The 26,007-nt window shown below is 53.2% G+C and carries 26 protein-coding genes; 14 read left to right on the top strand and 12 right to left on the bottom strand.

What is annotated here, in order from left to right; genetic code table 11:
• Window positions 1–25: 25 nt before the first annotated feature.
• Window positions 26–223, bottom strand: a complete 198-nt coding sequence (locus tag ABWV47_RS07790; RefSeq protein WP_353310435.1) for a hypothetical protein — start codon at window positions 221–223, stop codon at window positions 26–28.
• Between the two features lie 333 nt (window positions 224–556).
• Here ABWV47_RS07790 and ABWV47_RS07785 point away from each other — a divergent pair, with 333 nt between their 5' ends.
• Entirely contained in the window at window positions 557–787 is a 231-nt protein-coding gene (locus ABWV47_RS07785; protein WP_353310433.1) for a hypothetical protein, read from the top strand.
• 417 nt (window positions 788–1,204) lie between these two features.
• On the opposite strand, the gene ABWV47_RS07780 is transcribed toward ABWV47_RS07785, so the two are convergent.
• The 5 genes from ABWV47_RS07780 to ABWV47_RS07760 form a co-directional block, all read right to left on the bottom strand.
• On the bottom strand, window positions 1,205–2,188 hold the full coding sequence (locus tag ABWV47_RS07780; protein WP_353310431.1) for an AAA family ATPase: 984 nt from the start codon (window positions 2,186–2,188) through the stop codon (window positions 1,205–1,207).
• Window positions 2,185–3,135 (bottom strand): DNA-primase RepB domain-containing protein, encoded by a 951-nt coding sequence (locus ABWV47_RS07775; protein WP_353310428.1) that lies wholly within the window; start codon window positions 3,133–3,135, stop codon window positions 2,185–2,187. The genes ABWV47_RS07780 and ABWV47_RS07775 overlap by 4 nt, the downstream gene beginning before the upstream one ends.
• 63 nt (window positions 3,136–3,198) lie before the next feature.
• Window positions 3,199–3,423: a helix-turn-helix transcriptional regulator gene (locus ABWV47_RS07770; RefSeq protein WP_353310425.1), complete on the bottom strand. Its 225-nt coding sequence runs from the start codon at window positions 3,421–3,423 to the stop codon at window positions 3,199–3,201.
• 132 nt (window positions 3,424–3,555) lie between these two features.
• Window positions 3,556–4,197 (bottom strand): hypothetical protein, encoded by a 642-nt coding sequence (locus ABWV47_RS07765; protein WP_353310423.1) that lies wholly within the window; start codon window positions 4,195–4,197, stop codon window positions 3,556–3,558.
• Window positions 4,128–5,321, bottom strand: a complete 1,194-nt coding sequence (locus ABWV47_RS07760; protein ID WP_353310420.1) for a tyrosine-type recombinase/integrase — start codon at window positions 5,319–5,321, stop codon at window positions 4,128–4,130. Before ABWV47_RS07760 ends, ABWV47_RS07765 begins: the two co-directional genes overlap by 70 nt.
• Window positions 5,322–5,423: 102 nt before the next feature.
• On the opposite strand from ABWV47_RS07760, the gene ABWV47_RS07755 reads away from it, so the two are divergent.
• Both ABWV47_RS07755 and ABWV47_RS07750 read left to right on the top strand, forming a co-directional pair.
• Window positions 5,424–6,539, top strand: coding sequence for a hypothetical protein (locus ABWV47_RS07755; protein ID WP_353310417.1), 1,116 nt, complete (start codon window positions 5,424–5,426; stop codon window positions 6,537–6,539).
• Window positions 6,540–6,734: 195 nt separating this feature from the next.
• Window positions 6,735–7,514 carry a hypothetical protein gene (locus tag ABWV47_RS07750; protein WP_353310415.1) on the top strand — a complete coding sequence of 260 codons (780 nt, stop codon included), beginning with the start codon at window positions 6,735–6,737 and terminating at the stop codon, window positions 7,512–7,514.
• Here the strand turns inward: ABWV47_RS07750 and ABWV47_RS07745 are convergent.
• Window positions 7,511–8,959, bottom strand: coding sequence for a DNA cytosine methyltransferase (locus ABWV47_RS07745; RefSeq protein WP_353310412.1), 1,449 nt, complete (start codon window positions 8,957–8,959; stop codon window positions 7,511–7,513). The genes ABWV47_RS07750 and ABWV47_RS07745 overlap by 4 nt on opposite strands.
• A 301-nt stretch (window positions 8,960–9,260) precedes the next feature.
• Here ABWV47_RS07745 and ABWV47_RS07740 point away from each other — a divergent pair, with 301 nt between their 5' ends.
• The 5 genes from ABWV47_RS07740 to ABWV47_RS07720 all read left to right on the top strand — a co-directional run bounded on the left by ABWV47_RS07740 (window position 9,261) and on the right by ABWV47_RS07720 (window position 14,133).
• Window positions 9,261–9,965: a competence protein CoiA gene (locus ABWV47_RS07740; protein WP_353310409.1), complete on the top strand. Its 705-nt coding sequence runs from the start codon at window positions 9,261–9,263 to the stop codon at window positions 9,963–9,965.
• A gap of 647 nt (window positions 9,966–10,612) precedes the next feature.
• Window positions 10,613–11,770, top strand: coding sequence for an ABC transporter substrate-binding protein (locus ABWV47_RS07735; protein WP_353310406.1), 1,158 nt, complete (start codon window positions 10,613–10,615; stop codon window positions 11,768–11,770).
• A 53-nt stretch (window positions 11,771–11,823) separates the two neighbouring features.
• Window positions 11,824–12,903 carry a FecCD family ABC transporter permease gene (locus ABWV47_RS07730; protein ID WP_353310403.1) on the top strand — a complete coding sequence of 360 codons (1,080 nt, stop codon included), beginning with the start codon at window positions 11,824–11,826 and terminating at the stop codon, window positions 12,901–12,903.
• Window positions 12,900–13,673, top strand: coding sequence for an ABC transporter ATP-binding protein (locus tag ABWV47_RS07725; protein WP_353310400.1), 774 nt, complete (start codon window positions 12,900–12,902; stop codon window positions 13,671–13,673). Before ABWV47_RS07730 ends, ABWV47_RS07725 begins: the two co-directional genes overlap by 4 nt.
• The gene (locus ABWV47_RS07720; protein WP_353310397.1) at window positions 13,657–14,133 is read left to right on the top strand and encodes a pseudoazurin; all 477 of its coding nucleotides are present in this window, start codon (window positions 13,657–13,659) and stop codon (window positions 14,131–14,133) included. The genes ABWV47_RS07725 and ABWV47_RS07720 overlap by 17 nt, the downstream gene beginning before the upstream one ends.
• 199 nt (window positions 14,134–14,332) lie before the next feature.
• On the opposite strand, the gene uxuA is transcribed toward ABWV47_RS07720, so the two are convergent.
• From uxuA to ABWV47_RS07695, 5 genes are all read right to left on the bottom strand, one after another.
• A complete protein-coding gene (uxuA, locus tag ABWV47_RS07715) occupies window positions 14,333–15,529 on the bottom strand; it encodes a mannonate dehydratase (RefSeq protein ID WP_353310395.1) in 1,197 nt (398 codons plus the stop codon).
• 225 nt (window positions 15,530–15,754) lie between these two features.
• Window positions 15,755–16,498, bottom strand: coding sequence for an SDR family NAD(P)-dependent oxidoreductase (locus ABWV47_RS07710; RefSeq protein WP_353310392.1), 744 nt, complete (start codon window positions 16,496–16,498; stop codon window positions 15,755–15,757).
• An 87-nt stretch (window positions 16,499–16,585) separates the two neighbouring features.
• Complete coding sequence (locus ABWV47_RS07705; protein WP_353310389.1) at window positions 16,586–17,896, bottom strand: TRAP transporter large permease; 1,311 nt, start codon at window positions 17,894–17,896, stop codon at window positions 16,586–16,588.
• Complete coding sequence (locus ABWV47_RS07700) at window positions 17,893–18,387, bottom strand: TRAP transporter small permease (RefSeq protein ID WP_353310387.1); 495 nt, start codon at window positions 18,385–18,387, stop codon at window positions 17,893–17,895. The genes ABWV47_RS07705 and ABWV47_RS07700 overlap by 4 nt, the downstream gene beginning before the upstream one ends.
• 91 nt (window positions 18,388–18,478) lie before the next feature.
• The gene (locus tag ABWV47_RS07695; protein ID WP_353310385.1) at window positions 18,479–19,462 is read right to left on the bottom strand and encodes a TRAP transporter substrate-binding protein; all 984 of its coding nucleotides are present in this window, start codon (window positions 19,460–19,462) and stop codon (window positions 18,479–18,481) included.
• Between the two features lie 336 nt (window positions 19,463–19,798).
• On the opposite strand from ABWV47_RS07695, the gene ABWV47_RS07690 reads away from it, so the two are divergent.
• The 6 genes from ABWV47_RS07690 to ABWV47_RS07665 all read left to right on the top strand — a co-directional run bounded on the left by ABWV47_RS07690 (window position 19,799) and on the right by ABWV47_RS07665 (window position 26,004).
• Complete coding sequence (locus ABWV47_RS07690) at window positions 19,799–20,479, top strand: GntR family transcriptional regulator (RefSeq protein ID WP_353310384.1); 681 nt, start codon at window positions 19,799–19,801, stop codon at window positions 20,477–20,479.
• 303 nt (window positions 20,480–20,782) lie between these two features.
• Complete coding sequence (locus ABWV47_RS07685) at window positions 20,783–22,033, top strand: sarcosine oxidase subunit beta family protein (protein ID WP_353312054.1); 1,251 nt, start codon at window positions 20,783–20,785, stop codon at window positions 22,031–22,033.
• Between the two features lie 12 nt (window positions 22,034–22,045).
• On the top strand, window positions 22,046–22,213 hold the full coding sequence (locus ABWV47_RS07680) for a hypothetical protein (RefSeq protein ID WP_353310381.1): 168 nt from the start codon (window positions 22,046–22,048) through the stop codon (window positions 22,211–22,213).
• A complete protein-coding gene (locus ABWV47_RS07675) occupies window positions 22,207–22,494 on the top strand; it encodes a sarcosine oxidase subunit delta (RefSeq protein WP_353310378.1) in 288 nt (95 codons plus the stop codon). Before ABWV47_RS07680 ends, ABWV47_RS07675 begins: the two co-directional genes overlap by 7 nt.
• Window positions 22,491–25,451, top strand: a complete 2,961-nt coding sequence (locus ABWV47_RS07670) for a sarcosine oxidase subunit alpha family protein (RefSeq protein WP_353310375.1) — start codon at window positions 22,491–22,493, stop codon at window positions 25,449–25,451. The genes ABWV47_RS07675 and ABWV47_RS07670 overlap by 4 nt, the downstream gene beginning before the upstream one ends.
• Complete coding sequence (locus ABWV47_RS07665) at window positions 25,444–26,004, top strand: sarcosine oxidase subunit gamma (protein WP_353310373.1); 561 nt, start codon at window positions 25,444–25,446, stop codon at window positions 26,002–26,004. The genes ABWV47_RS07670 and ABWV47_RS07665 overlap by 8 nt, the downstream gene beginning before the upstream one ends.
• The last annotated feature ends 3 nt before the right edge of the window (window positions 26,005–26,007 follow it).

Here is a 26,007-nt window from a genome sequence, read left to right as displayed (position 1 = left end):
AGGCAGCAAAGCGCTCCCTTTTCTGTCAAGAGAGAACGCGTCTCGCGGCCTTCTCAGCTGTCGATCCCTTTACCCATTGCCACGGTGTGCGTGGCTTACGTGCTTTCGCGAGTTCTGGATTTGCTTTGGCGTCGGTGACGGCTGCGCGCAAGCGTTCGCGAGCTTCGCGCGGGTCGATCTTGAGTTCCTCGCAAAGGGTTTTAAGCGTGATGATGTCAGACATATCGATCTCCTTGGTTTCTGATGCAGATCGATAAGACGAGGTCAGCAGACATGTCAGGGACAACCCTTCGCACGAACGTATCCTTGAAGCACTTTCAAGGAACCCACAACCAATCCCCAGCATGTGCAGCGATAGGCGCGCGTGGCCGCGTTGTATTGAGCCAGCAGGACGTATGACCAGCATTCGCGACATATCCAGCCCGACGCAACACCGAGCCTGACACTGGCCCCTGTGCGCCGCGCAGGCAGGTACCTCACCGGGAAATACCCTGACGACTGCTGCTGCCCGATCTTATTGCGCTGTTGCGACTGCAATCAGTGAAAGGAGATCGCAATGGTCATTCGTGCGACTTGGAGCTTCAACGGACAGGAGAAAATTGTCCTCGGCAATTGGCATCGCCTGTGGTGCCTGCTGTTCGGCCCATTCTACTATGCCTTCAAAGGAATGTGGTGGTGGGCAATCTTATCCTTCTTCACCTTGAACGGCTTGTGGATCGGCTTCCCGTTGTTCAATCGCAGCATTGTGCTGCGCCATTTCCATCGAAAGGGTTGGGTTCAAAACTGATGCGTCGGAGACTCCAGCCAATGAGTAAACCCACCCATACAGCACCCGAATACACCATTTCAGATGAACCCGAATGCGGACCGATTGAAAAGACTCAGTGATTTGGGTCCGTCTCCCTTCTAACAGCCTGATCAATAGTCCGCGTGTCGGTCTCGGACGTGACTGCACGAACCTGAGGAGACCAAGGCAACATGTGACCACAGGGGGATGGGGGAGGCGTTTTTTTAACGGCGCACGCCTTATGGGCAGACAAGGGGTCATGCATAATTCCGAGAATTTTGGCTCCTAGCCGTTTCCAAGAACGCCAAGATCGCCAAGGGCGTCATTCATGAACGTGACGAACTTGAGGAGTGAAGTGCGCCAAATTCATCAATGACGATGTTGGCGTTCTTGGCGCACTTCATATCCTACCTGTGGTCATTCTTCGTCTGGCAACGACAGGAACCAACCCTTTGCCTTTTTCTTGGACCTGACGCCCAGAGCGCGCCTTGCACGCTCCAAGGTCTTGGGGGCGATGTCGCGAGCAGCAGCCTCTTTCTCCACCTTGGTTGAAGGTTCCGGCCCATTCTTGAGAAATACGCGCAGGAACTGGGTCGCTTCATCCAGTGCCGACATGCGGGGCGGACCATCAGAAGAAATCAGGTCATCAATCGTAATGTCCGAAGGCCCCAGCCAATTCAGGGTCGCCCTGCCTCCTTCTTCACCAATGATCTCATAGCTTTGAGTTTGCCCCCGAACGGCAATGTTATGCTTGATATGTACAACAAGCTTGGTCGAACTGTCGCTCGGATGCTCGCATACTAGAAATGCTGACCTCGCCGCGCCAATCACATCCATAGAACCACCCCCCTGATAAATGGCCTTGCTGTGCTTGGCCTTAGTCAGGTGCCGGATGATGACGACAGCCGTTTCACCAGCTTCAGCAATGTCTTTCAGGAATGACAAAAGCTGCCGGATCACGTTGGGTTTGTAGATATCCTGTCCAGCCGGGATGTAGGCAAACAAGGGGTCGAGGATCAGCAGGTCTGGTGGTTTGCGCTTCACCTCTCGCATGAGCGCTTGCAGCCCTTTTTCGTCCAGAGACAGGAAGTCACCCTGAACTCGAATGCGCGACGGATCGCCCCCCATCGCATCGATGCGCGGCCTGATTGTATAGGCTGCATCATCCTCAGCGCTGAGATAAAGCACACGACCGCGCCCCAACTTTTGCCCATCGGGCAACTCCCCACCGATACTGACCTGTACGGCCAGCAGCATAGCGAGGAATGATTTTCCGACGCCGGGGTCGCCCTCCATGATTGTGATCATGCTGAATGGGATGAACGGCTCCCACAGCCACTCGACTTCCTTGGGGTCGATTGTGTCCAGACCGACAAAGAGCTCCTTTTTCTTCGAGGTCATTTCGCACCTTCTTTCTTAGCGATGATGCGGGACACTTCAGTTTCTAGCGCGCTAAGGTCGTCGCCGTACTTGTCTCGAAAATACGGGCTGCTCCAAACCACGCTGGCGATCTCGTCCAATGTGGCATTGGCCTCGTACAGCCCAGCGACTAGCGCATATATTCGGTTTGAACGATTGTCCGCTTGAACTTGTTTGTGTCGTATGAGTGAGCGCGCCGAAGCACTTAATTTGGCCCGATGATTTTTCAGAACCTCCAATGGGGTAAATGCCAAATGATCCATACCCAATGCTTTGTACGTGCGCTGATAGCTTCGTCCGTTGTCTGGCGTCGGTTCGGGGCGTTCTGCAACACGGTTCCAGTTACGCGAAACCAACTTGACGAACGGCTCGTCATATTTGGGCTTGTGGTTGATCGAGCCGGGAACGCGTAGCATCTTGGTAATGGTCCAGCCATTGTCGCCCCCGTGTCTGTCAGCAAGCGAACGTGAGAAACGTTCGGCTTCTTCTACGCTGTACCGCTTGTCCCAAAGCCAAAGACCTTGGAAGCGGCCCGGCGAGGTTTCCCAGAGATGATTGGGATGTGGCTCATAAGCGCTGGGATCGCTATCGTCGATGTCGCACCAAGCCAGCCTTGTGGGTAGCGCAAATTCTGTTTTGCGCCGTTCGACCGAAAATGGGTTTGGACAAAAGTAAAGATTGAAATCCCATCGCGAGTGAGTGTTCAGGAACCTGTTCAGGCCAACAGTGACATCGTTGGCCCTCACAATATGTTCACGCCAGTGGTTGCCGTCGGGATCGGTTGTGGCGACAAAAAAGAAGCTGGGCTTCGGTGCACCTTTCCAAATGTCATGCAGGAAACCCACCATGCTTTGGTGGATGACGCAGTCGTCGTTATAGTCCTTGAATGCATATGGATGCCCTTTGCGAGGGCGAGCTTTTGCTTTCACGCGAGTTCGCATGTTCTGTCCTTTCAATTTTTTGGGGGAAGTCAGGGCGCTTTGCGCCCCATATCAAAACTCGGCGTAATGCGTGCGAGAGCGTTCTTCGGCGCGCTCAGCGAGCCACTGTTCAATCTCATTCAGCAACCAAGCGACGCTTGTGCCCGCAAGGCGGACTCGGCGTGGAAACCGTCCACGTGCCTCCCAGCGCAAAAGCGTACTGTTGCTAACCATAATACCAAGGCGCTTGAGATCAGCGCGTGTTGCAAGGGCCTTTTGGCCATCTGAAATATTCATTGTCTTTCCTTCTACATGTTTGCGTTTGTGAAGGAGCGCTCCGACAAGAAGGAAGATGGATCAGGTTGGATCGTATTGCGAGCGAAGGTCCTGAAGCCCTCAACTCATTTCGAATTCGGGTTTTCAAATGGCTTAGATGTTCGCCTGTATTGGGCCGTCAAGCTGTTCGTAGTTGCCAGTCGTTTCAAAGAAAACGCGCCTAACGAAATCAGGGACATGGCCTATGCTCTGACCCAGATCCTTGTCCCAATTTCCCCGTGAAAGCTTTAGGTTTGGATAGTGTTCACGCAGTTCTGAAAGACAGACAAAAACCACGTAATGTCTGATTTCATGAGTGTGAGTGATCTTGCCAGCGGTTTCACCCGTGATTTCGTCCTCAAATTCACGTTGAAGCAATGTCACCTTGTTCTTTAGGTCGGCCAGCGCATCATGCAGAGCCGCATTCGCGTGCGGATCATCGTCGCCAAAGCGCTCCCAATGCGCGAAATGGGGAGCATTCTCATCACTCAAAGCAGCTTGCAGCGTTTCAATCGGATTGACCACTTGGCGTTGCAGCCATGTCTTTCGTTGTGTCAGCGATTTGTCGAATGGAGCCAGACAGAAACCATTGGGAGAGGCTTCAATCCCCCGACGAACTCGAAGGCATTCGTCGCGCAGTTTGCCCCAAAAGGCTGCAAAAACTTGATCGTCTTCAAGCCCAAGGGTTACTCGGACTTCCTCCCGGCACTCGTCTCCGAACGCGCCGTCGTGATTTTCGTCAATTCGTTCGCCCACAATTCCAGCGCCTCGCGTTTCTCGTTGAAATATGTGTAGCGATTGTAGGTTGCGCCGACGCCTGAGACGACTCCTGATTTATGGTTGGTCACGGCGTCGATCACATGAGGTGCCACACCGATCTTCGCCATGCCCGTGGAGGCCGTGCGTCTGAAGTCATGGAAGCGCCAATCAGGTGTGTTTTCCGGCAGCGTCGCCTCGATACGTTCCTTGAGGCGTCCGAACCCAGAAATCGCTGAGCGCCCTGTCGTCGTGAACACGAAGTCGCTGTCGAGGAACCTGTGCAGGGATCGCAGTATTTCCACGGCCTGTGGAGGTAGGGGCACGATATGCAACCGTGCGTTTTTGACACGGCTGGCTGGAAGTTCCCAAATACCTTCATCGAGATTGAGTTCAGACCAGCGCATGTCAGACACTTCTGCCCGTCGTTGCCCCGTCATCATCAGCAGCTTGAGGAAAGGTCCGAATGGGTAGTCCTCGGCATCGCTGTGCTGCCATATCGCGCGAATTTCATCATCGCTCAGTACGCGATCACGAGGGATTTCACGCGTCGGCGGCCTAAGGAGAGCCACAGGTGATGTTTCAATATCGCCACGCATCACACACCAGTTCATGAGCTTTTTGATCGCTGAGAGCGCCCGATTTGCGCGATATGGCGTACCCTTAGCGATGATATCGTCCAACACCTTGGTCACATCTTGCCGCTTGATCTGGTCAATGGGCCGGTGTTTCAACCCGTCGAACTTGTGCAGAACGCTTTCGGTACGCTTCCAGTCCTTGGTGTTGGGCCTAGCATAAAGATTAATGAACTTGGGAATTGTCTCGCCCAGCGTCAGGGCCGACGCCTCTGAAACCTCAGGGGCCTTTTCGAACTCCCCCAACTCAACATCACGGGCGATCTCCATCGCACGGCGTCTAGCATCGGCAAGGGAGACCACAGGATAGGGGCCGATTTTAACGCGTCTGCGCGAACCATTTGGGCGTACCAATGTGTAGAACACCTTGGCACCTGTGGTAGACACACGTACATGCAGGCCGGGTGTTTTCGGATCGCGGACTTCGTACCGCTTGGTGGCCGCAGGTTTCAACGCGTCGAGTGATTTGGTTGTCAGTATCTGTTCCATATGGATATTGTAAGACACTCAGAATCCGCGTGTCAGGGTATGGTTTGGTGCGGTCTGAGAGTTTATGTTCAAAACTCCTATAGAATGCGTTCAGTTGGGGGTGTGCTTTTGGAAAAATTTTGTGTCTTCTGTGGGAAACCTCCGGAAAACAAGAATAAAGAGCACGTCTTGCCCCAGTGGCTCTTAAGGGAGACAGGCGACCCAACGCGCGTTGTGAAAATGGGCATCAACTACAAAACACAGAAACCCATACAGTTCTCTTGGAATAGCTTGACCATGCCGTCATGCACGTCCTGCAATGACGAATTCTCTGGGCTTGAAAGCCGGATCAAGCCGATCATCAAGGCGTTACAACGTCGCGAGGGCGTCACCGTCGAGAACTACATCTTGCTTATGGACTGGATGGATAAAGTTCGCGTCGGGCTTTGGTTAAACTACCACGTCCTCCAAGGAAACCCTACAGGGATAGCCCCCAACTTCCATATCAAGGAAAGGATCGGCCGAAAGGATCGATACCTTGCAGTCCACGCAATTGATACCGAGGAAAAAAGCCTAAACGCGTTTGGTGTGGAAAGCATCGTATTTCACAACGCGCCCATTTGCTTCGGGTTGAAGGTTAACAGCATTCTTCTAGTCAATATTTCTGCCGATTTCATCTTTTCAGAACGAGCTGGTTTCCCATTTCCAACACGCCGAGAGTACATAAACGAAGGTGAATACGTAGGTGCTCAAAAGTTGGTCGACTTTGACATGCGAAAAGCAGTCGAGCACCCTGTTCTACACCCGAGGATGCATAAGGCTTCAATCGAGTTGGTTCAGCCTATCCTGCAATTAGACGCACGTGAGGCGGCCTCAACGGAACCACAGGAAACTATGCGAAACTTCTTGGGCGTTAACTGGGATTTCGATTCATATCTTGCGCCGCGAACGTACCCACCACATTTCCAACCCAAAGGTGTCGTGTTGCGCCAATTCCAAGACCAAACCGTTCAGTTGCCGGATATCGAGCAGAAGATTGAATTCGACTCTGTTACCGGGCGCGAGTGTCGGCCACTTGGCGAACTAGTCGCACAAATCTACGAATATCAAAACATGATGTTTGAGAGTGTCGCACCAGAGGGTTTCAGCACAGAGGATAGGCATTGGCAGCGCATTCTGGAGTTTAACTTGGCAGTTGCTGGTGAGTACAGAAAACGCGCTGGAGAAAGTTCGACATAACTGCCAAAAAAACGCGATTTCTGGCTGGTTGCCTTTTGTGAATTCGGCTTGGAGGCACCTTAGAAGACGTGTAGCAATATCGTGTACTAACTTGAGCGATTTGAAATGACGGCTGAATACCACAGGAAATTGGCGATGGACGCTGTTGCGTCGATCAAGACTTGGCAAGATTGCTGGCCAATTTGGCGCGAGGTCGTGTCCGACCTTACAGATGACTTGTCAGACGCGACCAAGGTGCATCAGGTTGGAGATCACCTTCGCGAAGTGTTCTTCGCAACCAACACTGGTAGTCGAGATCAGGGTTCATTATCTGGTGGTGGGGCTGGCTGGGAAAGTCTGGTAACGTGGTATCTCAACTTGGTGTTCTCAGGAACGAACGCCGTTGCGATGCGACAGTCTCAGGCCGTGGTGCCTCGAACTTTGCTGGACGCAACAACTATCCGGTACGGAAACCATCAGACGAACACGGAGTCAGATGTTTGTGTCGTCGTGTACCCCGAGGATTTCGATTTCCCAGAACCCGACAAGGGTTTCATGAAGAACTTAGATGTCGAGGTAGCCAAGCGAATTGGTGACGTTGAACTCGGGATCATTCAGTGCAAGACGAACTGGAACGACAACGCCCAAGTGCCAATGTTGTGGGACATGGTGTACCGGGCCAGCTTTGGGCCAAGCACAGGCATCCACATTGGGAAGAATGGTTACAGCGTGAAGAACCTTCAAAGGTTCACCTACTCTTTTGTGACCGTCCCGTCACAGAAAGAAGGACGCATGCCCAGTAAGAGCACGCAGATGGCCGTCAAGCGTGTTTGCAACCTCACTGGGGGTAACTACTGGGGCTTGCCAACGAAATCCGGCGTTGCCCTTTCGCTGTCAGAGATATTCGACAGTAATTTCGCGAGCGCATTCAGCTTGAACGTCCGCGCCAGCATAAAGAAATCAATCGACACACAAACGGGTCTGTTTGAAAGCTAGACTGCCGCATCGATAATCTTGCGGAAGTGCTCACCTACGGCCTCGGCAAGACCCACCGGAACAGCATTGCCGATCTGGGTGTACTTTGGCACTTCGCGGTCGAACAAGCCTTCTCGAGGATTGCCTGCGCGACGCAAACCACCTGTGGTTCGTTTGCCAGCGAATTGGTACCAATCCGGGAACAATTGAAGACGTGCCCACTCGCGAACCGTCAGGGCGCGTGGCTGGCTGAAGTGCACGTAGTCATCTGCAAGCGAAGTCGCCGTGATGTTGGGCTCGGTGTTACCCCAGCGCGCCCGAAGAACTCGCTGAGAAAACTTCTTGGTTTTGAACTGGTCTGGGATCTCACCGTTGTTGTCCAGCATGTGCTGAAACTTGGCGACGATGTTCGGCTTGTGCTTGCTGTATTCTTGCTCGGTCAAAGGCACGGTCTTGCTGTGGAACCAGTGCGGGGCCGTACGAAGCCGTCTTTGTAAATCGTTCTTTGGCTTAGATGGATACTTGTCCGTTGTGAATGGCCCCTTCGCGAAGTCGCCACTGCGCAAGGCATCGGCCACACTGTCATCGATCAGGTCGCCCAGAAGGTCGATAAGATCCGGAAAGCCCCCTGTAGGTTGGGGGAGGAAGCCACATTTGACGGCGTCTTCCTCGTGGGCTTGGGGCTCCAGCCAATCACAAGAGTCCAAGATGTCGTCACGAATGCCGACCAATAGGACGCGAGGACGGTTCTGCGGGACGCCATAGTCTTTTGCCTTCACCAGCGAATAACGAACGGTGTAGCCGGGGATCGAACTAAATTCGGACAGCACGTCTGGGAAAATCTGGTCATCGCCACCACGGGTCCACTTCGCGTTCAGCAGACCCCTCACGTTCTCAAACAGAAAGATGCGTGGTCGTAGCTTTCGAATGACGTGCGCCATACGAACAAACAAGTGGTTAGACGGCATATCAGTCTTGTCAACATCGTAGGAACGCCTGATGCCGATGCCGGAGTAGCCTTGGCAAGGAGGCCCACCAGCGAGAACGTCCAAGTTGGAGCCAGCGCCAGATGCTGTGCTCGCTCCCAAATCAAATTGCAGGCCCAGCTCTGGGATGTTCCTGAGGTCGGACACCAACTGCTCAAGCCTCGAACCGCGTAAGTCGTTTGCATCATTACAACGAAGGTCTTCGTTAGCTGAGAAGTGCAGCCCACCCAACGAGTGATGACGGTTCTTCAAGTATGTAGCCATCGCGTCGGGGTTCAGTTCGTTCACGAACACTGGCACGAAGTCCGCGTTCTCCATTCCCATAGACAAGCCACCACAGCCTGCGAACATGTCGACCATGTACATCGGGCGACGATTTGAGCCGTTTTTCTCGTCGGCAAGAGGTTCGATATCGGCAACTTTATTCACGGCTTCGAGCATTTCCAGAAAATGTAGCTGTTTCAGGCGTTGATGTAGCATATCTAGTTCGAGGCTGATTGTGAACGACTAAACCTGCCTGAGCTTGAAGTGTTCTACCTATTTTTGGTTAACGCCAGTCGCAGCGAGTTCAAGGAACAAAATAGGAAAGTAGGTATGCGGGGAGGTCACGTCTCAGCGTTTGTGGCATCCAGTGCCTTTTTCAGTGTCATTCGCCTAAACGTCAGAATCTCGCCATGTGAACGTTTTGGGGGCGCGAACTAAAAGATTTTGGTTCACTTTGAAATTTGTCAATTTGGTACCCATCTAAATCCGTATACAAATTTCCTTAGGGCAAAGATTCATGAAGTTTGCGGATCTTGATGGTCAAAGAATTGAACCACGGCCAAAAACCTCAGCGACGTGCCCCTTTTGCCAGAGTGACGTCATTGCGCGGTGCGGAAAGGTCCGCGTCTGGCATTGGGCACACAAATCTACCAAACATTGTGATCATTGGTGGGAACCCGAAAAGGAATGGCATCGCAAGTGGAAAAACCACTTTCCCGATGAATGGCAAGAACAGGGAAGACGCGATGCAAATGGTGAGCTTCACATCGCAGATGTTTTAACACCTCAAGGATTGGCCCTAGAGTTTCAACATTCAGCAATTTCACGCGAGGAGGTCGACGCTCGCACAGAGTTTCATCGTGACATTTGCTGGATTGTTGACGGACTAAGACTACAGAGCACCATTGAACAATTTCGTGAAGCTCTCAAACATGCAAATACACCCAATTCAAGTGGAGCCCAAGTTTTTGAGGTTCATTACTATGACTCTCGGTTCCTGAAAAAGTGGAGTGGCCTGAATGCGCCTGTCATAATTGACTTTGGCATAGATGACCTCTGGGTCATAGGTCGCAGCATGGACGCGTCAGCCTTGATGTACACGCTAAATCGCGACAAATTAGTTGAGCAGTTGAAGTTGGGAAACCGCCCACCACCAGTTCAAATCAGACAGCCAAAACAAACTCGCAGATATGGAGTGCGGCGTAGGGCTAGGCGCTTCTAGCTCACAACAACCATCCCAATCTGGCCTCAGCCTAGCTTAACGATCTGACCCAACTGTTCGTAACTTATTTGAGAAGCCATTGTACCAGCGCTCACCAATAGTTGATATCTAGAGGCTGGGTGCAAATCGGGTGCCACTAGTGCCGGGCTAGGATGAAAACGTCTGAGACGGTTTAGCTGGCTTTACGGGCCACAGGTCATTCAAGTGAAACAGATTTCGCGGTGGACTGCATAAGCTTGCTTGGAACTGCGCGGGTTCCTAGGAAAATTGAAAATCCTCGTGTCGGTGGTTCGATTCCGCCCCCGGGCACCATTTATTGAAAAATATATATGTAAAACAGCTTCTTGATGGAAGCAGTGCTCTGTATTTGCGTTGATGCTTTATTGGCGGAATGGTTTTCTTTGTCCGTGCTTTAGCGCGTTTCTTGGCGGAGCTACTCCGTAGTCAAGAAGAGCGCTTGGCCCGTGCTTTGCCAACAGTCCCAGTTGGCGCCCCAGCACTCACGCATCACATCCAATATGCCCTGAATGTCGGAGCGCGAATCAAGGTGTCAGGTGGGTACAATTAAATAATTGACAAAAATACTTGGATATACATCGCAAACGGGTTAACAGGCGTTCACATCGACCAACACAATGGAGACCGCCATGTCACTTTCGACATTCACACGCGGCTTCCTTGGTGCTGCAACAGCCAGCGTGATTATGTTCGCGCAAGCCAGTGAAGTCCAAGCGGAAGCCTTGACTGTAACTGATATTGCGGGGCGGACCGTCACGTTCGACGAATTGCCCGATAAAATCGTTCTTGGCGAAGGCCGGATGATGTATGGCATCACGCCTCTCACAACGCGCAACCCTTTTGAAAAAATCGTGGGTTGGAATAACGATCTGATCCTGTACGATCCGGACGGTTTTCGCCAATTCGAAAATGCGTTTCCTGAAGACACGGCGCGGCTGATCAACTTTGGCAACCCTTACGCCGGTGACTTCAGCATCGAGGCCATTCTGGAAGCCGACGCTGATCTTGTACTGCTCGAATCCGGATCGTTGTTCAAAGCCGAAGAAACCGGCTTGATGGAAAAGCTCTCCACTGCCGGTGTGCAGGTCGCATTCGTGGATTTCCGTCGCAATGCAACTGAGAACGTTGTGCCCTCTCTTTTGATGCTCGGACGTATCCTTGGTGAGGAAAAACGCGCAGCTGAGTTCATCGATTTCTACATGGCGCAGATGCGAAAAGTGACAAATATCATTGACCAAATCCCGGCAGACGAACGCCCGATGGTCGTTGTTGAAAACGCAGCGGGTTGGCAGACAGATTTCTGCTGTTGGTCCTTTGGCCCTTACAATTATGGCCGTTTCGTTGAGCTTGCCGGTGGTACGAACTATGCGTCCACTTTGGCAAACGCCTATTCTGTCACCTTGAGTCTTGAAGGCGTGATTGAAGCGAACCCAACGCACATCGTTGCAACAGGCGCGAACTGGGCTGAAAACCGGCCTGAAGTCACGTCCGTTCTGCTTGGCTATGACGCACAGGAAGATGTGAACCGTGAGCGCATCGAAGCGCTTGCTGCGCGTGCAGGTTTTTCTGACTTGGATGCAGTGAAAGAAGGCAACTACCACGCGATCTTCCACCAATTCTACAATTCGCCATACCACTTTGTTGCGATCCAACAGTTGGCAAAATGGTTCCACCCAGACGACTTCGAGGATCTCGACCCGTGGGGCACATTCGAAGAGCTTCACGATCGCTTCTTGCCGTTTGATGCCCAAGGCACGTTTTGGATGTCTGCGAACCGCGCGGGCTAAACTCTATCACCTGCGGCCCAAGTGGCCGCAGGATTTTCATTTGAAAGTTCCCCATGTCTGATCAAGTCACTTCGGCGCAAACCGGGGCGGTATCGGATCTCATGCAAGCCTATAATCGCCGCATAGCGAAGCGGCTTTTGTTGATCTTGCTGGCGTTCGTTGCTCTCGCTGTTCTCATCATTTTTGATGTCATCACTGGCCCAGCCAATCTTAGCTTTGGGCGCACGCTTGAGGTGATATTGAACCGCGCTGATGCCACTCCCAAAGAACTGGTGATCATTTGGAAGCTTCGCCTTCCTGTTGCTTTGATGGCAGTGTTTGTGGGCGCCATGCTGGGAGTTGCGGGCGCAGAAATGCAAACGATCCTGAACAACCCGCTTGCTGATCCGTTCACCCTTGGCCTGTCATCCGCTGCCAGTTTTGGCGCAGCCCTTGCCATTGTTTTGGGCTGGTCCGTCGTCCCAGGTGTGGGGGGACTCTTTGTGACGGTGAATGCGTTTGTTTTCGCCTTAGGCGCATCTTTCTTTCTATACATATTCACGAAAATTCGCGGCGTTTCCCCTGAGGCCATGATCCTTGTCGGGATCGCGATGCTTTTCACCTTCAATGCTCTGCTTGCCTTCCTACAATACGGTGCATCTGAGATGCAGCTCGCGCAGCTGATTTTTTGGCAACTTGGGTCTTTGTCGCGTGCGACATGGGAAAAAGTTGCGATTTGCGCAATTGTTTTGGGCGTCCTGCTTCCATGGTTTTACAGCCGCTCATGGTCGCTCACGGCGCTCCGCATGGGTGAGGACAAAGCCGCGGCACTTGGGGTAAACGTCGGCTTGCTACGCGTGTCAATTCTTGCGGGGGTCTCGCTCTTGGCGGCGGTTGCAGTATCGTTTGTCGGCGCGATCGCATTTGTTGGCCTCGTTGGCCCGCATATTGCCCGCATGATCGTTGGAGAAGATCAGCGCGGTTTCTTACCGCTCTCGGCCCTTTGCGGCGCGGTGATACTGTCGGGGACGTCCATTGCATCCAAAGCCATCACTCCAGGAATCGTCTATCCGATTGGGATGATCACGTCGCTGATCGGCATACCATTCTTTATCCTGCTCATCTTGGGACAACGCAAAAGGCACTGGCAATGAGTATTCTGTCTGCGACCGATCTTGAATTTTCGTACGGCGCGCAGCCAGTATTGCGCGGTGTCGGGTTTGATGGCCTAAAGTCAGGTCAGGTCACGGCGTTGATCGGCCCTAACGCTGCTGGTAAGTCGACGCTTTTTCGGTTGATTTCTGGCCTGACCAAGCCGCGTTCAGGTACAATCACTCTGGGCGACATTGACCTTGATACGCTGCCTATGCGCGAGCGGCTAAAACGCATCTGCTTTATGCCGCAATACTTCGCTGCCAATGCCGCATTGACCGTTTTTGACGTAGTGATGATGGCGCATAAACAGCTAAAGGGGTGGCGCGTCTCCGAGGAGGATATACGTACGGTTAGCTTGACTTTGCATTCTGCTGGAATTGGTCATTTGGCCGAAGCCTATGTGAGCGAACTCTCTGGCGGACAGTCGCAAATGGTGTCTGCTGCGCAGGCGCTGATCCGTAGATCGGACGTCTATTTGTTTGATGAACCAACTTCTGCGCTAGATTTGCGACACCAGCTTGAGGTGCTTGGTCGGATCAAGCGCGCAATGGCTGATCGCGATGCAATCGGGCTCGTAGCACTGCACGATCTTAACCTCGCGGCGCGTTTTGCAGACCATTTGATCCTGCTTGGGAAAGGCAGAATTTTGGCGCAAGGCACGCCTGAGACAGTCCTGCGATCCGCTGCCATTTCCGAAACCTACGGTGTTGATGTCGCAATCTCTACTGGGCCTCGAAAGGACCTTATTGTTCATGCCTACGCGTCGTAAGTTCTTACTATCCATGACCGCGCTTGGCGCGTCCTCTGCGGTTTGGGCCTGCCCTTTGCCGACAGTTTTAGAGGAAAACAAACATAGCATACTGATGCTCAACGCAGCTTGCAGTGATGCCAATACGCCCAATGTGTTTGAGCCCGCAATTTTGCGGGTCGCGCTTGGGGATAGTGTTACATTCATCCCAACCGACACGGGTCATAATGCAGCCTCTAAGCGTGGCATGATCCCTGAAGGTGCAGAAGGATGGAATGGTGCGATCGATGAGGAAGTGACTGTCGAATTCACCGTGCCAGGCATTTACGGTTATATATGCTTGCCCCACTATGACATGGGCATGGTTGGATTGATCGTCGTCGGCGACGACTTGTCAAACCTCGAGGCTGCCAAGAAAGTGCGCCACCCTGGCTCTGCCCGAAAAGCATTCCGCACGTTCCTAAAAGAGCTTGAGGCGTAGGTGTCGTCGTTCGTTTCCCAACCGCCTTGGCTCGCGTGGCTTCCTCACTTCAGGTCGCGCCGAACCTTTCGGCATCTCCCCAGCTGGGCATGACCTGCGTGAAGTGCTTTCTCTTAGAATGGCCCAAACTTGAGTTGTTGGCTTTGACGTCAGCCAGTCAGGTTTAAGTGCGGTTCCTGAGGTGTCGCTCTTGGCGTGTTTAAGTACAGGCAAGTATTGCGCCGCGCAGTTCAGCAAGGCCGCGTAGTCGACCAATGAGCGGGTATCCGGGCTGCGTGGGGCGGTCAAAATCACTCAGCAATGCATGACCATGGTCTGGTCGCATGGGAATGTCGTGATCCGGTCGGCCTTGATCGCGGCGTCGACTTTCTTCCGCCAATAGGGCACGAATTGTTGCAATCATATCAACGTCCCCTTCCAAATGCTCTGCTTCGGAGAAGCTGTGGCGGTCACCGTCGCTTGCTCCGGAGCGGACTGTATTGCGAAGGTGCACGAAATGGATGCGTTCACCGTGCCTTTTTATGAATTCTACTGGATCAAAGTCTGTGGCAACACCCAGCGAGCCTGTACAAAGAGTCGCTCCGTTTGCCGGGCTTTCCACGGCGTCCAGAACTTTTGCGTAGTCGCTCATCGAGGACATAACACGTGGCAGGCCAAGCAATGGAAACGGTGGATCATCTGGGTGACAGCATAGTCTGATCCCGAGTTCTTCGGCCGTCGGGATGACTTCTGTGAGGAAATCTATGAGATTGGTGCGAAGCGTCTCGGGAGTCATACCCGCGTAGGCCTCCAGAAGATGTTTTAACTCATCAAGTTGCCAATGATCGTTCGCTCCGGGCAATCCTGCAACGATATTGTCTGACAGGTTCCGGCTCTCTGAAACGTCGAGATGCTGGAAGCGCATCATCGCAGTTTCTACGATTGCGGGGTCGTAGTCATCCACCGCGCCTTTTCTGCACAAAATGAAACAATCAAAGGCGACGAAATCAATGAGGTCAAAGCGCAAAGCGTTTCCGCCATTTGGTAACGGATAACTGTGGTCGGTTCGGGTCCAATCCAGCACGGGCATGAAGTTGTAACACACCGTTTGAATGCCGCATTGAGCGAGATTTTGCAGGCTTTCTTTGTAAGCCGCTAAATGACGCTTAGTGGGGCCGGTTTTCGACTTGATTGCCTCAGATACGGGTAGGCTTTCGACCACATCCCAAGTCAGGCCGGACGGATTCCCGTCGGGTGTTTCAATCTCACGCTGTCGGGCCTCTATGTCCGTGACCGGCCAAACCTGGCCGGCCGGAACATGGTGCAGCGCGGACACAATCCCGGCCGCGCCAGTTTCCCTTATTTCGCGAATTGAGATCGCATCCGTGGGGCCGAACCATCGCCAAGTCTGTTTCATGATCTCATAACTTTCCGATACCAGTTGTTCATCAGAGCGTCTGTTACGTGACTTCGATACTCTCAAAAGAGGCACCTGTGACCTCTTTTGGGATTATGCCTTAGCCTCGGCGGCGCCTTTTAAGACGTTCGGAGGCGTCAGTGTAACCGCGATACAAATTGCGTTTGCCGAAACACGCTCGACAGTTGCAAGATCGCGAAACTGTGCAGTAAGAACTCCGAAACCTTATGAAAACAGCATGCCTCCATTGAGATCGATATTGGCGCCGGTGATAAAGGCGCTGTCTTCGCAGGCAAGGAACAGCACAAGATTGGCGGCATCTTCCACAACACCCTGACGTTTCAATGGTGCGTTTGCCTCAAAGCCACGCCGACCCGCATCGGGCGTAAAGATGTTGTGGAAATCGGTGTCGATCATACCCGGGCAAAGTGCATTGACGCGAATGTCGGGTCCAAGTTCCTTGGCCAAGCCTCGGGTGAAGGTCATCACTGCGCCTTTTGATGTCGCATAGGCAACGGCACCTGGTCCGCCGCCATCTCGACCGGCTTGGCTGGCGAGATTTACAATGGCACCGGAATTCATCTTGGTGAGGCAAGCTTTGGTCATCAGAAAGGTGCTGGTGAGATTTAGGCTCATCACTGCATTCCAATGCTCAACGGACATTTCCGAGATGGTTTTCCGGCCGATCAAACCGCCAGCGTTATTAACGAGAACATCAACGCCGCCGAAGGTTTCCACAGTGCGAGAGACAAGCGTGTCAACTTCCGCTTGTTTGTTCAAATCGCCCTGAATCGCGATGGCTTTGCCGCCTGCGGCTTCGATTGTGGCAATTGTTTCGTCTGCGCCTTGTGAGCTGGAAAAGTAGTTGATCGCAACGTTGGCGCCTTCTGAGGCCAGCTTTGTTGCGACTGCGCGACCTATGTCACGTCCACCGCCCGTAACGATTGCTGTTTTACCTGCAAGTTTCATGTCAGTCTTTCCTTTTGCGAACCGATGCTTCGCGGTTGATGTTGGGTTGAATTTTGTGGTGTTTCGAACCCGCGTTGCTGGGTGCGTTTATCGAAACGCGCCGGGCATAAGTGTCTTAGGGAGCCACAGAATTATCTCTGGAAATGCAGCTAGCAAAATGAGGATCACCAGCATTGGTGCAAGGATAAACGCGACTTCGCGCAATACGTTCACAACATTGAGGCCGCCGATGGCTGCAGAGATGAGGAGGCATAACCCATAGGGTGGCGTCACCAAGCCAAAAGCAAGTGAGACGATACCAATAATAGCGAATGCGATCGGATCTACACCTCCTGCCTGAGCGACGGGCATCAGGACAGTGCCCAAGATAATGATCGTTGGGATAGCGTCTATAAACAGGCCAAAAAGCAAGAACAGTAATGCAATGAGCAATGCAGTGCCAAATGGGCCGAACTCCCAAGCGGTCAGAATGCTGACGATAAGACGTGGCGCATCGTAAAACGATAGCAGCCATCCAAAAGCGGTTGCGGTACCAATGGCGAACAGAGAGATGGCCGCGAAACGTGCCGTGTCGTAGAGGATGTATCCAAGGTCTTTTGGTGTCACCGTCTTATAGACAAACATACCGAGGATGAGCGCGTATCCGGCAGCGATAATAGCGCTTTCGGTTGGTGTAACAAGACCACCCACGATACCGCCAATTACAAATATCGGTGTCAGCAGCGCAAGTGATGCACCTTTCCAAGCGGCCCAGAACTCGGCCCAGTTCGGCGTGGCGGTGACCGGGTAGTTGCGAACCTTTGCGAAGCCGTAGACCGTCGCCATCAAGGAGAGACCAATCATCAGGCCGGGGATCGCTCCGCCTAAAAACAGCGCACCAACTGACACCTGCATGACGCCACCCCAGACGATCATCAGGATAGACGGCGGGATAATGACGCCCATTACAGAGGAACAGGCGGTAATGGCGACGGAAAACTTTGTGTCGTAACCCTCTTTTTCCATAGCTGGGATTAGAATTTTTCCTATGCCGGCTGCATCCGCTGTCGAAGACCCTGATATGCCCGCAAACAGCATCGAAACCGCGACATTCACATGTCCTAACCCTCCGGGCATCCACCCCGTGAGGACGCGCGCAAGTTCGATCAGGCGGTCGGTGACTTTGCCGGAATTCATTAGGTTTGCTGCCAAAAGAAAGAAGGGAACAGCAAGCAAGATGAACGAATTGTAGGATTGGAACATCCGGTCTAAAACGATGAAAGGTGTCAATCGCAGTTCAAGCAAAACCACCGGAACTGTTGCAAGGCCCAGTGCAAAGGCGACCGGTATGCGGATGAAGATCAAAACTAAAAACGCGGCGATCAGCATCGTCGCGGCGGTGGCTGTATCGAGGATCATGAGTGGTTGTTCTCTCGGGTAAGGAATTGTGCCACGTCTTCGGACAAACGATATCCAGCCATCAAAAGCCAAAAGCCGCCGGCAATCGGCACAGAAACATGGGTAATGGCCAAGTTCGCGCGCATCATTACAGACCGTTGGTTTCCGCCGAACTCGGCGTAGTCGATGCCATAGATCAGGAACAAAGCTCCGAACATCATTATGGAAAGGTGAACTATTCCGTTCTGTATAAGCCGCAAAAATGGTGAACGCGCATCCGAGGTGATCCGCACGTCGAAGTGGGTTCCGTCCCAAACGGCCACAATAGAACCGATCATGACGATCCAGACAAAAAGGAATGTCGCTAGCTCTTCGGTCCAAAGATAGGTGGGTATTAGGCCTGTGTATCGTGAGATGACTTGCATCGCTACAGGTATCGCTAAGAGCCCCATCATCAGCCCAAGCAACGCGCGAAGACCAAGGCAGAACCGATTAAGAAATATTCCAAGCATATGAACTGCCCTTCATCGCTGTGTGACACGCGATAGCGTCTGGACGTGTGCTGACGGTCGGGACAAACGCTGCCGACCGTCAGCAAGGCGACTACATGCCGCGCACGTTTTGGAGCAGTTCCGTTGCGCCAAGCTCTGCTGCATAGGCGTCTTGAACCGGCTGGACCAATTCCAACATTTGTTCGCGACCTTCGAAATCATGCACTTCAATTTGACCAGCTTCGATCATTGCTTGAAGTTTCTCGCCGTCCTGCCCGCTCTCCAGGGCACGGCCAAACGCACCTGCTTCTGCTCCCGCTTCCAGAATAGCGGCCTGCAGACCTTCAGGCAGATCATCAAAGATCTTTGCAGACATTACGATCGGTCGCACGGTGATCGTGTGTTGCGTTAGCGAGATGTGTGGGGCGACTTCATAAAACTTTAGGTTCTGGATAGACGCTGCTTCATTCTCGAAACCGGCGATGACTCCGGTCTGAATTGCATTGTACACTTCGTTGTAAGCTATGGCAGAAGGCGCGGCCCCGACCGCTGCGAATGTTTGTGCCTGAATAGGGGCGCCCATAACCCGCATTCGATGTCCTGCCAGTTCTTCCATGCTGGTGATTGGCTCGGCAGAGGCAAGGTTGCGCACACCGCCGCCGTGATACCCAACGATGACAATTCCGGCTGCTTCTCTGAGGTCATCTTCAAGAGGTTTGAGCGCGTCAGAGGACAGTACTGAGTTCCAGTGCTCAAGGTCACGGAAAAGGAATGGCATATCCATCAATGGAATTGATTCCGAGAAAACCGCCATGTTTGATGGGGCGAGAATGGTGTAGTCGACTGCAACGCCTTGATTGAGGTAGGTGACATAGTCGGACTCAACGCCGAGCTCTCCATTCAAGCGCAAATCGAAATTGACCTCACCCTCATATTTCTCAGCGACCAGCCGTTCGAATTCGCGCAATGTTATCGTAAACGCGTGCTCTTCGTTGAACATACTGGCTCCGCGAAGCGTTACATCCGCGTGTGCACCGGAAACGCCGCTTAGCAAAACTGCCGCCACGGCCATGGTTTTTAGTGTGTGATTGAACATTCTATCCTCCCAGATCAGGTTCAAGTCTTGGTTTGCTCCAGCCCATCAGGACCGAATATTTCTTCCGAAATTTGCGGAGCATTGTGCGTGACCGTCTCACACCCAACTCGTGGATGGTTTGATTCTCTCCCGGCACGCTCCTCCGACCGTCCATGGCCTCACTCAATATCCTAACTTGGATACTAGTCAACTAAAAATTGGATTATCGATACAGGGCCTATTTCGTTTTTGCTGATAAAAATGCAGAATAATTTGTCATCTAGTATCCAAAAACCCCTATGTTTTGGATTTTATCCGTGCCACATTGTCGGTGGGCAAAAGTAGGAAGCGCACACGATGGCAGCAATTGGCACATTTGATCGAACGACAAGCAGTGACGTTGTGTTCGATGCGCTGTTTGACCAAATCACTCAGCTCGATTTGCTGCCCGGTACAAAAATCTCCGAAACAGAGATTGCTAAGTCCTTTGGCTATTCGCGGCAGCCGGTTCGTGAAGCTTTCACCCGACTTGCAAACCTCAATCTCCTGTTGATACGACCACAACGCGCAACTGTCGTTCGGCCGTTTTCACGACAGTTGATTTCAAATGCCAGGTTTTTGCGGGCAGCCGTTGAGTTGGAGGTAATCCGCTGTGCTGCAAACACTCGCGACAAGTCGGTAGACGCGGCATTGAAGGCAAACCTTCGCGAGCAAGCTGTCGCAATCTCCTCGGAAGATGCCAGTATGTTCCACAAGCTGGACTATCAGTTTCATAAACTTCTTTGTGCATCTGCCAAGCAGGCGTTTGCTTTTGAAGTCATTGCCGAGAATAAGGCGCAGGTAGATCGTCTTTGTATGTTGGCGCTGACGAGCAAGGAAACGATGGACGTTTTATATCAGGACCATCAAATGCTTTTGCAGGCCTTATTTGGCGGCCAGGTGGAGGCCGCCGATCAGATTCTACGCAAGCACCTTGACCGGCTGACACCAACGATTGATGCCATCTACACCACACACACATCATACTTTGATGAGTAATTCTGTGTTGGAGGTGAGTGATGTAGGGCAAGCAAAGTGCATGTCCCTTTTAGCGCGTTGACTTTCCAGCCGATAGCTGTGCGGGAGGGATGCCGTTCTCTGCCGGCGGGCGTGAATGAATCGACACTTTTGGAGGCTTGAAGTGTCTTAAAGAGGGTCGCAGTTGGATGTCGAATGTGAGCTTCAGCCTAGATTTTTCTGACTTGCGCATATTTGTCGGAAATGACGCCATCCTCGTCTGAACTGAAGCTATTCAAACATGATTAAATCGTGATGATCTTGTCCGAAATGGATGAGGACGCCATGCGGTATAGTGGATTTCGGGTCATCAAAGAGGCCCTCACGGGACACAAAGGCTGGACACCTGCGTGGCGAGATGTAGCCCCGCAAGATGCATATGATTACGTGATCATCGGTGGTGGGGGGCACGGGCTTGCTACGGCCTACTATCTAGCGAAGGAATTTGGCGGCGCCAGAATTGCCGTTCTGGAAAAAGGTTGGATTGGGGGCGGCAATGTTGGGCGCAACACCACGATTGTGCGCTCTAACTATCTGCTGGAAGGCAACGGGCCTTTTTATGAGTTTTCGCTAAAACTGTGGGAAGGTCTGGAGCAAGACTTCAACTACAATGCGATGGTAAGTCAGCGTGGCATTCTGAACCTCGTACATACGGATGCACAACGCGATGCGGCGCGGCGGCGCGGCAACGCGATGATCTTGAACGGGTCAGACGCGGAGCTTCTGGATATGGAGGGTGTGCGCAGACTGTATCCATTCTTGAATTTTGACAGTGCCCGTTTCCCGATCCAAGGTGGGTTGTTGCATCGTCGCGGTGGCACAGTGCGCCATGATGCGGTGGCTTGGGGCTATGCACGTGGCGCAGATATGCGCGGCGTGGACATTATCCAAAATTGTGAAGTCACGGGGTTCCGTATCCAAGCTGGCAAAGTGCACGGTGTTGAAACCTCACGAGGATACATTGGGGCAGGCAAAGTCGCGGTGTCAGTGGCCGGATCTTCAAGTCGTGTGATGGCGATGGCTGGCATGCGTTTGCCCATCGAAAGTCATGTGTTGCAGGCGTTTGTGTCAGAGGGTTTGAAGCCCATTCTTTCTGGCGTCATTACCTATGGCGCGGGTCATTTTTATTGTAGCCAGTCGGACAAAGGTGGTTTGGTTTTTGGCGGCGATATCGATGGGTACAACAGCTATGCCCAGCGTGGAAATTTGCCAGTGGTAGAAGACGTTATCGAAAGTGGCATGTCTCTCATCCCAGCTCTGGGGCGTGTGCGTTTGTTGCGCAGTTGGGGCGGCATTATGGACATGTCCATGGATGGGTCTCCTTTTATCGATAAGACCCATATCGATGGGCTCTATTTCAATGGTGGCTGGTGTTATGGCGGCTTTAAAGCGACGCCTGCGGCGGGATATGCGCTTGCACATTTGTTGGCCACAGACCGTCCACATGAAACCGCCACCGCCTATCGTCTCGATCGGTTCCGGACAGGGAACATGATCGACGAAAAGGGGCAAGGCGCTCAGCCCAATTTGCATTGAGGAGGCTTCGGAATGATCGCAAAACGCGCGCGAGACTTGGCCAAACATTGGCGTCTCAATTTGTTTGTCATCGCCAATGAAGAAAAACACTCAGATCTTTCGACCAAGGGGGCCCTAGCAAGCCAAGAGGCCACCGAAATCGATACCATCCACAATCAGTCGGAGAGCGTAGTATGCTGATCCCTCATCCTCTTCTTGGACCACGTGATGCGGCGGAATTCATCTATCTGGGGGATGCAAGCTTGATCGACCGGCCTGATTGGCAAAGCGATACAGCGGCCGAGGCGTTTCATGATTATCTCTATTTGCGTGACAACCCTGCGGGGGAACACCGGGAGCTGTGGTTCCATGAACAGGGTGATCGGTCTTGGTTGGTGGTGACACGCAATACGCTGACACATGAGATTACATCCGCAGAGCTGGCCCGCGATGTGGCCAAAGAGCGGGGACGGAGCGTATGAGTATCAACCGACTGACTGGCGGTCTGATTGATCACAACGCGCCGGTGAAATTTTCATTTGACGGAAACACTTATGAAGGGCGTGGCGGTGATACCTTGGCCTCGGCGCTTCTGGCCAATGGGGTGCGCCTTATGGGACGTTCCTTTAAGTATCATCGCCCACGCGGCGTGGTGACGGCGGGCTCTGAGGAGCCCAATGCTTTGGTGCAATTGCGCACGGGAGGGCGGCAAGAGCCCAACACCCGTGCAACAACTATTGAGTTGTTCAATGGTCTGACCGCCAAAAGCCAGAACCGATTGGTGTCTCTCAAGTTCGACGCACTTGGGATAAACGACATATTCCACAACTTTCTTGCAGCGGGTTTTTATTACAAGACATTCATGTGGCCGCGCGCATTTTGGGAGAAGCTCTATGAGCCAGTGATCCGCAATGCGGCAGGGCTTGGTAACCTCTCACTTGAAGACGACCCGGATTGTTATGACAAAGGCTTCCTGCATTGTGATTTACTGATAGTGGGCGCAGGCCCTGCTGGTCTGGCTGCCGCGCTGACAGCAGGTCGTGCCGGTGCTCGGGTGATCCTTGCAGAAGAAGACTTTTTGCTTGGTGGGCGGTTTCTCGCGGAGACCGGTGGTTTGACCGACATGTCAGCCGCGGATTGGCTGGCGGTGACGCAGGCCGAATTGGCCGCGATGGACAATGTGCGCATTATGCCACGCACGACGGTTGTTGGTGCTTATGATCACGGGATCTATGGTGCGCTTGAGCGGGTGGCGGATCATGTGCCGATCCCAGAGAGTGGCAGGCCAAGGCAAATCTTCTGGCGCATCTACGCAAAGCAAGCCGTGGTTTGTGCCGGGGGTATTGAGCGACCGATATCCTTTGAAAATAATGACCGGCCGGGGGTGATGCTCGCAGGGGCCGTTCGCGCCTATGTAAATCGCTGGGCGGTCACCCCAGCGCAATCGGTTGTGGTCTTTACCAACAACGACGATGGCCATCGCACAGCCCGAGACTTGATTGCCAAAGGTGTCAGTGTGCCGGCGGTTATTGATGTGCGTGTGGATGCCTGTGCCAGCGCTGGTGACATTGAAGGGACCGAGGTTTTGGCCGGAGCACAGATTGTGGATACCAAAGGGCGGTTGGGAATCAAATCCGTCACGATCAGGTTGGCCAATGGCCAGACGCGCGTGGTGCCCTGTTGCGCCGTCGCTGTCTCTGGGGGCTGGAACCCGAATTTGGGCCTGACCTGCCACCAACGCGGCCGGCCAGTTTGGAATGATACCATCCACGCCTTTGTTCCCGGCGCAGACCTACCTGTCGGTCAATTGGTTGCGGGGGCCGCCAATGGGGTGATGTCAACCCATGGCGCCCTGAAGAGCGGCGCAGAGAGTGCGGTGCAGGCTCTGGCGAACATTGGCATTGATGCACATCCCGCTGAAATACCACGGGCTGAAGATGCACCGCTGTCCATCACGCCGTTCTGGCATGTTAAAGGTGCCAAACGCGCTTGGGTCGATTTCCAGAATGACGTGACGGTGAAAGACATCCGGTTGGCACATCAAGAAGGGTTCCGTTCGGTTGAGCATCTGAAGCGGTACACAACTTTGGGAATGGCCACAGACCAAGGGAAGACCGCCAATCTCACCGGGTTGGCAGTGATGGCTGAACTCACCGGAAAAACCATCCCAGAAACCGGCGCTACAATATTTCGCCCGCCCTATACCCCGGTGGCGATGGGCGCTTTGGCTGGGCGTGCGGTTGGCAGGGAATTCCACCCAACACGTCTGACCCCCAGCCACAAGTGGGCCAAGGAGCAGGGTGCAGAATTTGTTGAGGTTGGGAACTGGCTGCGGGCGCAATATTTTCCACGTTCTGGCGAAACAAATTGGCGCCAATCGGTGGACCGCGAGGTATTGGCCACGCGCAGATCCGTTGGCGTTTGTGATGTGACGACACTGGGAAAAATAGACGTGCAGGGGGCGCATGCTGCGACGTTCCTAAACAAAATCTATGCAAACGGCTTTGGCAAATTGCCCGTTGGTAAGGTTCGCTATGGTGTAATGTTGCGTGAGGATGGGGTGGCGTATGACGACGGTACAGCCGCGCGGCTGGCAGAGGATCACTTCGTTGTGACAACGACGACAGCCAATGCGGTTCTGGTGTATCGCAACATGGAATTTGCGCGTCAATGCCTTTGGCCGGATTTGGATGTGCAGCTTGTCTCGACCACCGAAGCTTGGGCGCAATATGCGGTCGCCGGACCGAATTCACGTAAAGTGTTGCAAAAAATTGTCGATGCCACATTCGATATTTCGAATGACGCGTTTCCGTTTATGGCCTGTGGTGAGATCACGGTTTGTGGTGGGCTGCGAGCACGGTTGTTTCGGATCTCGTTTTCAGGCGAACTGGCCTATGAGATCGCTGTGCCGACCCAGTATGGGGACGCGCTTATGCGCCGGTTGATCGAAGAGGGAGCGGAATACGATATCACGCCCTATGGCACAGAGGCGCTGGGCGTGATGCGCATTGAAAAGGGCCATGCAGCCGGGGCTGAGCTCAATGGCACGACCACAGCCTCAAACCTTGGATTGGGGCGCATGGTGTCAAAGAAAAAGGACTGTATTGGCAACACATTGTCTGAGCGCGAGGGCATGGCTTTAGATGGCGCTATGGCGTTGGTTGGATTGAAACCCACAAACGGCGACATAGTTTTGGCAGGGGCGCACCTCATGAATTTGGAGGGACCTGTCGATGCGGCTCACGATCAAGGCTATGTGACCTCCGCCGCCTATTCGCCGGTGGTCAAGAGCTCTATTGGGTTGAGTTTGCTCAAAGATGGCAGCAATCGCATGGGCGAGACACTGCGTGCCATAAGCCCACTTGATGGCAGTGATGTGTTGGTTCAGGTGGTCTCCGCCCACTTTGTGGACCCAGACGGAGGGCGTTTGCGTGACTGATCTCAAACCAATTGCGGCATTAGGTGGTACGACGCCATGCATAGAGGTGATCGGCGATCTTACCATTTCGGAGATCTCTGATCGTGCTCTGGCCTCGCTTGCGGCCAGAGCCGGGGCTGGGCCATCGGTGGCGGCGAAAATGAAGGCTTTGACAGGTCTCGACCTTCCCGAACCGGGCGCTCTTGTTGCGAGTGACACTTGGAGCATTTGGTGGATGGGCCCCGATCAATGGATGGTCGACGCAGACCACGCTTCCCACGAATTGCTGGAACGCACTGTTAAGTCCGCTGTCGGTAGCGAAGGATCTGTGACCGAACAAACCGATGGCTGGTGCCGATTTGACATCACCGGGCCGAGCAGCGAAGCGCTGTTTGAACGGCTATGTCCTGTTGATCTCCAATCGATGGGACCTCAAGGTGCGACCCGCACAATGATCCACCATCTGGGCTGTTTCCTGATCCGGCTTAGAGGTGGGTGTGCGGTGCTGGGGCCACGCTCATCGGCTGGCTCTTTGCATCACGCGCTTGTCACAGCGGCACGGTCCATCGCTTAAACA

It is taken from the genome of Shimia sp. NS0008-38b (genome assembly GCF_040370365.1).
Classification (GTDB): Bacteria; Pseudomonadota; Alphaproteobacteria; order Rhodobacterales; family Rhodobacteraceae; genus Shimia.
Note: the sequence above shows the minus strand (reverse complement) of the source record. Positions and strands in the feature narration are given on the sequence as shown.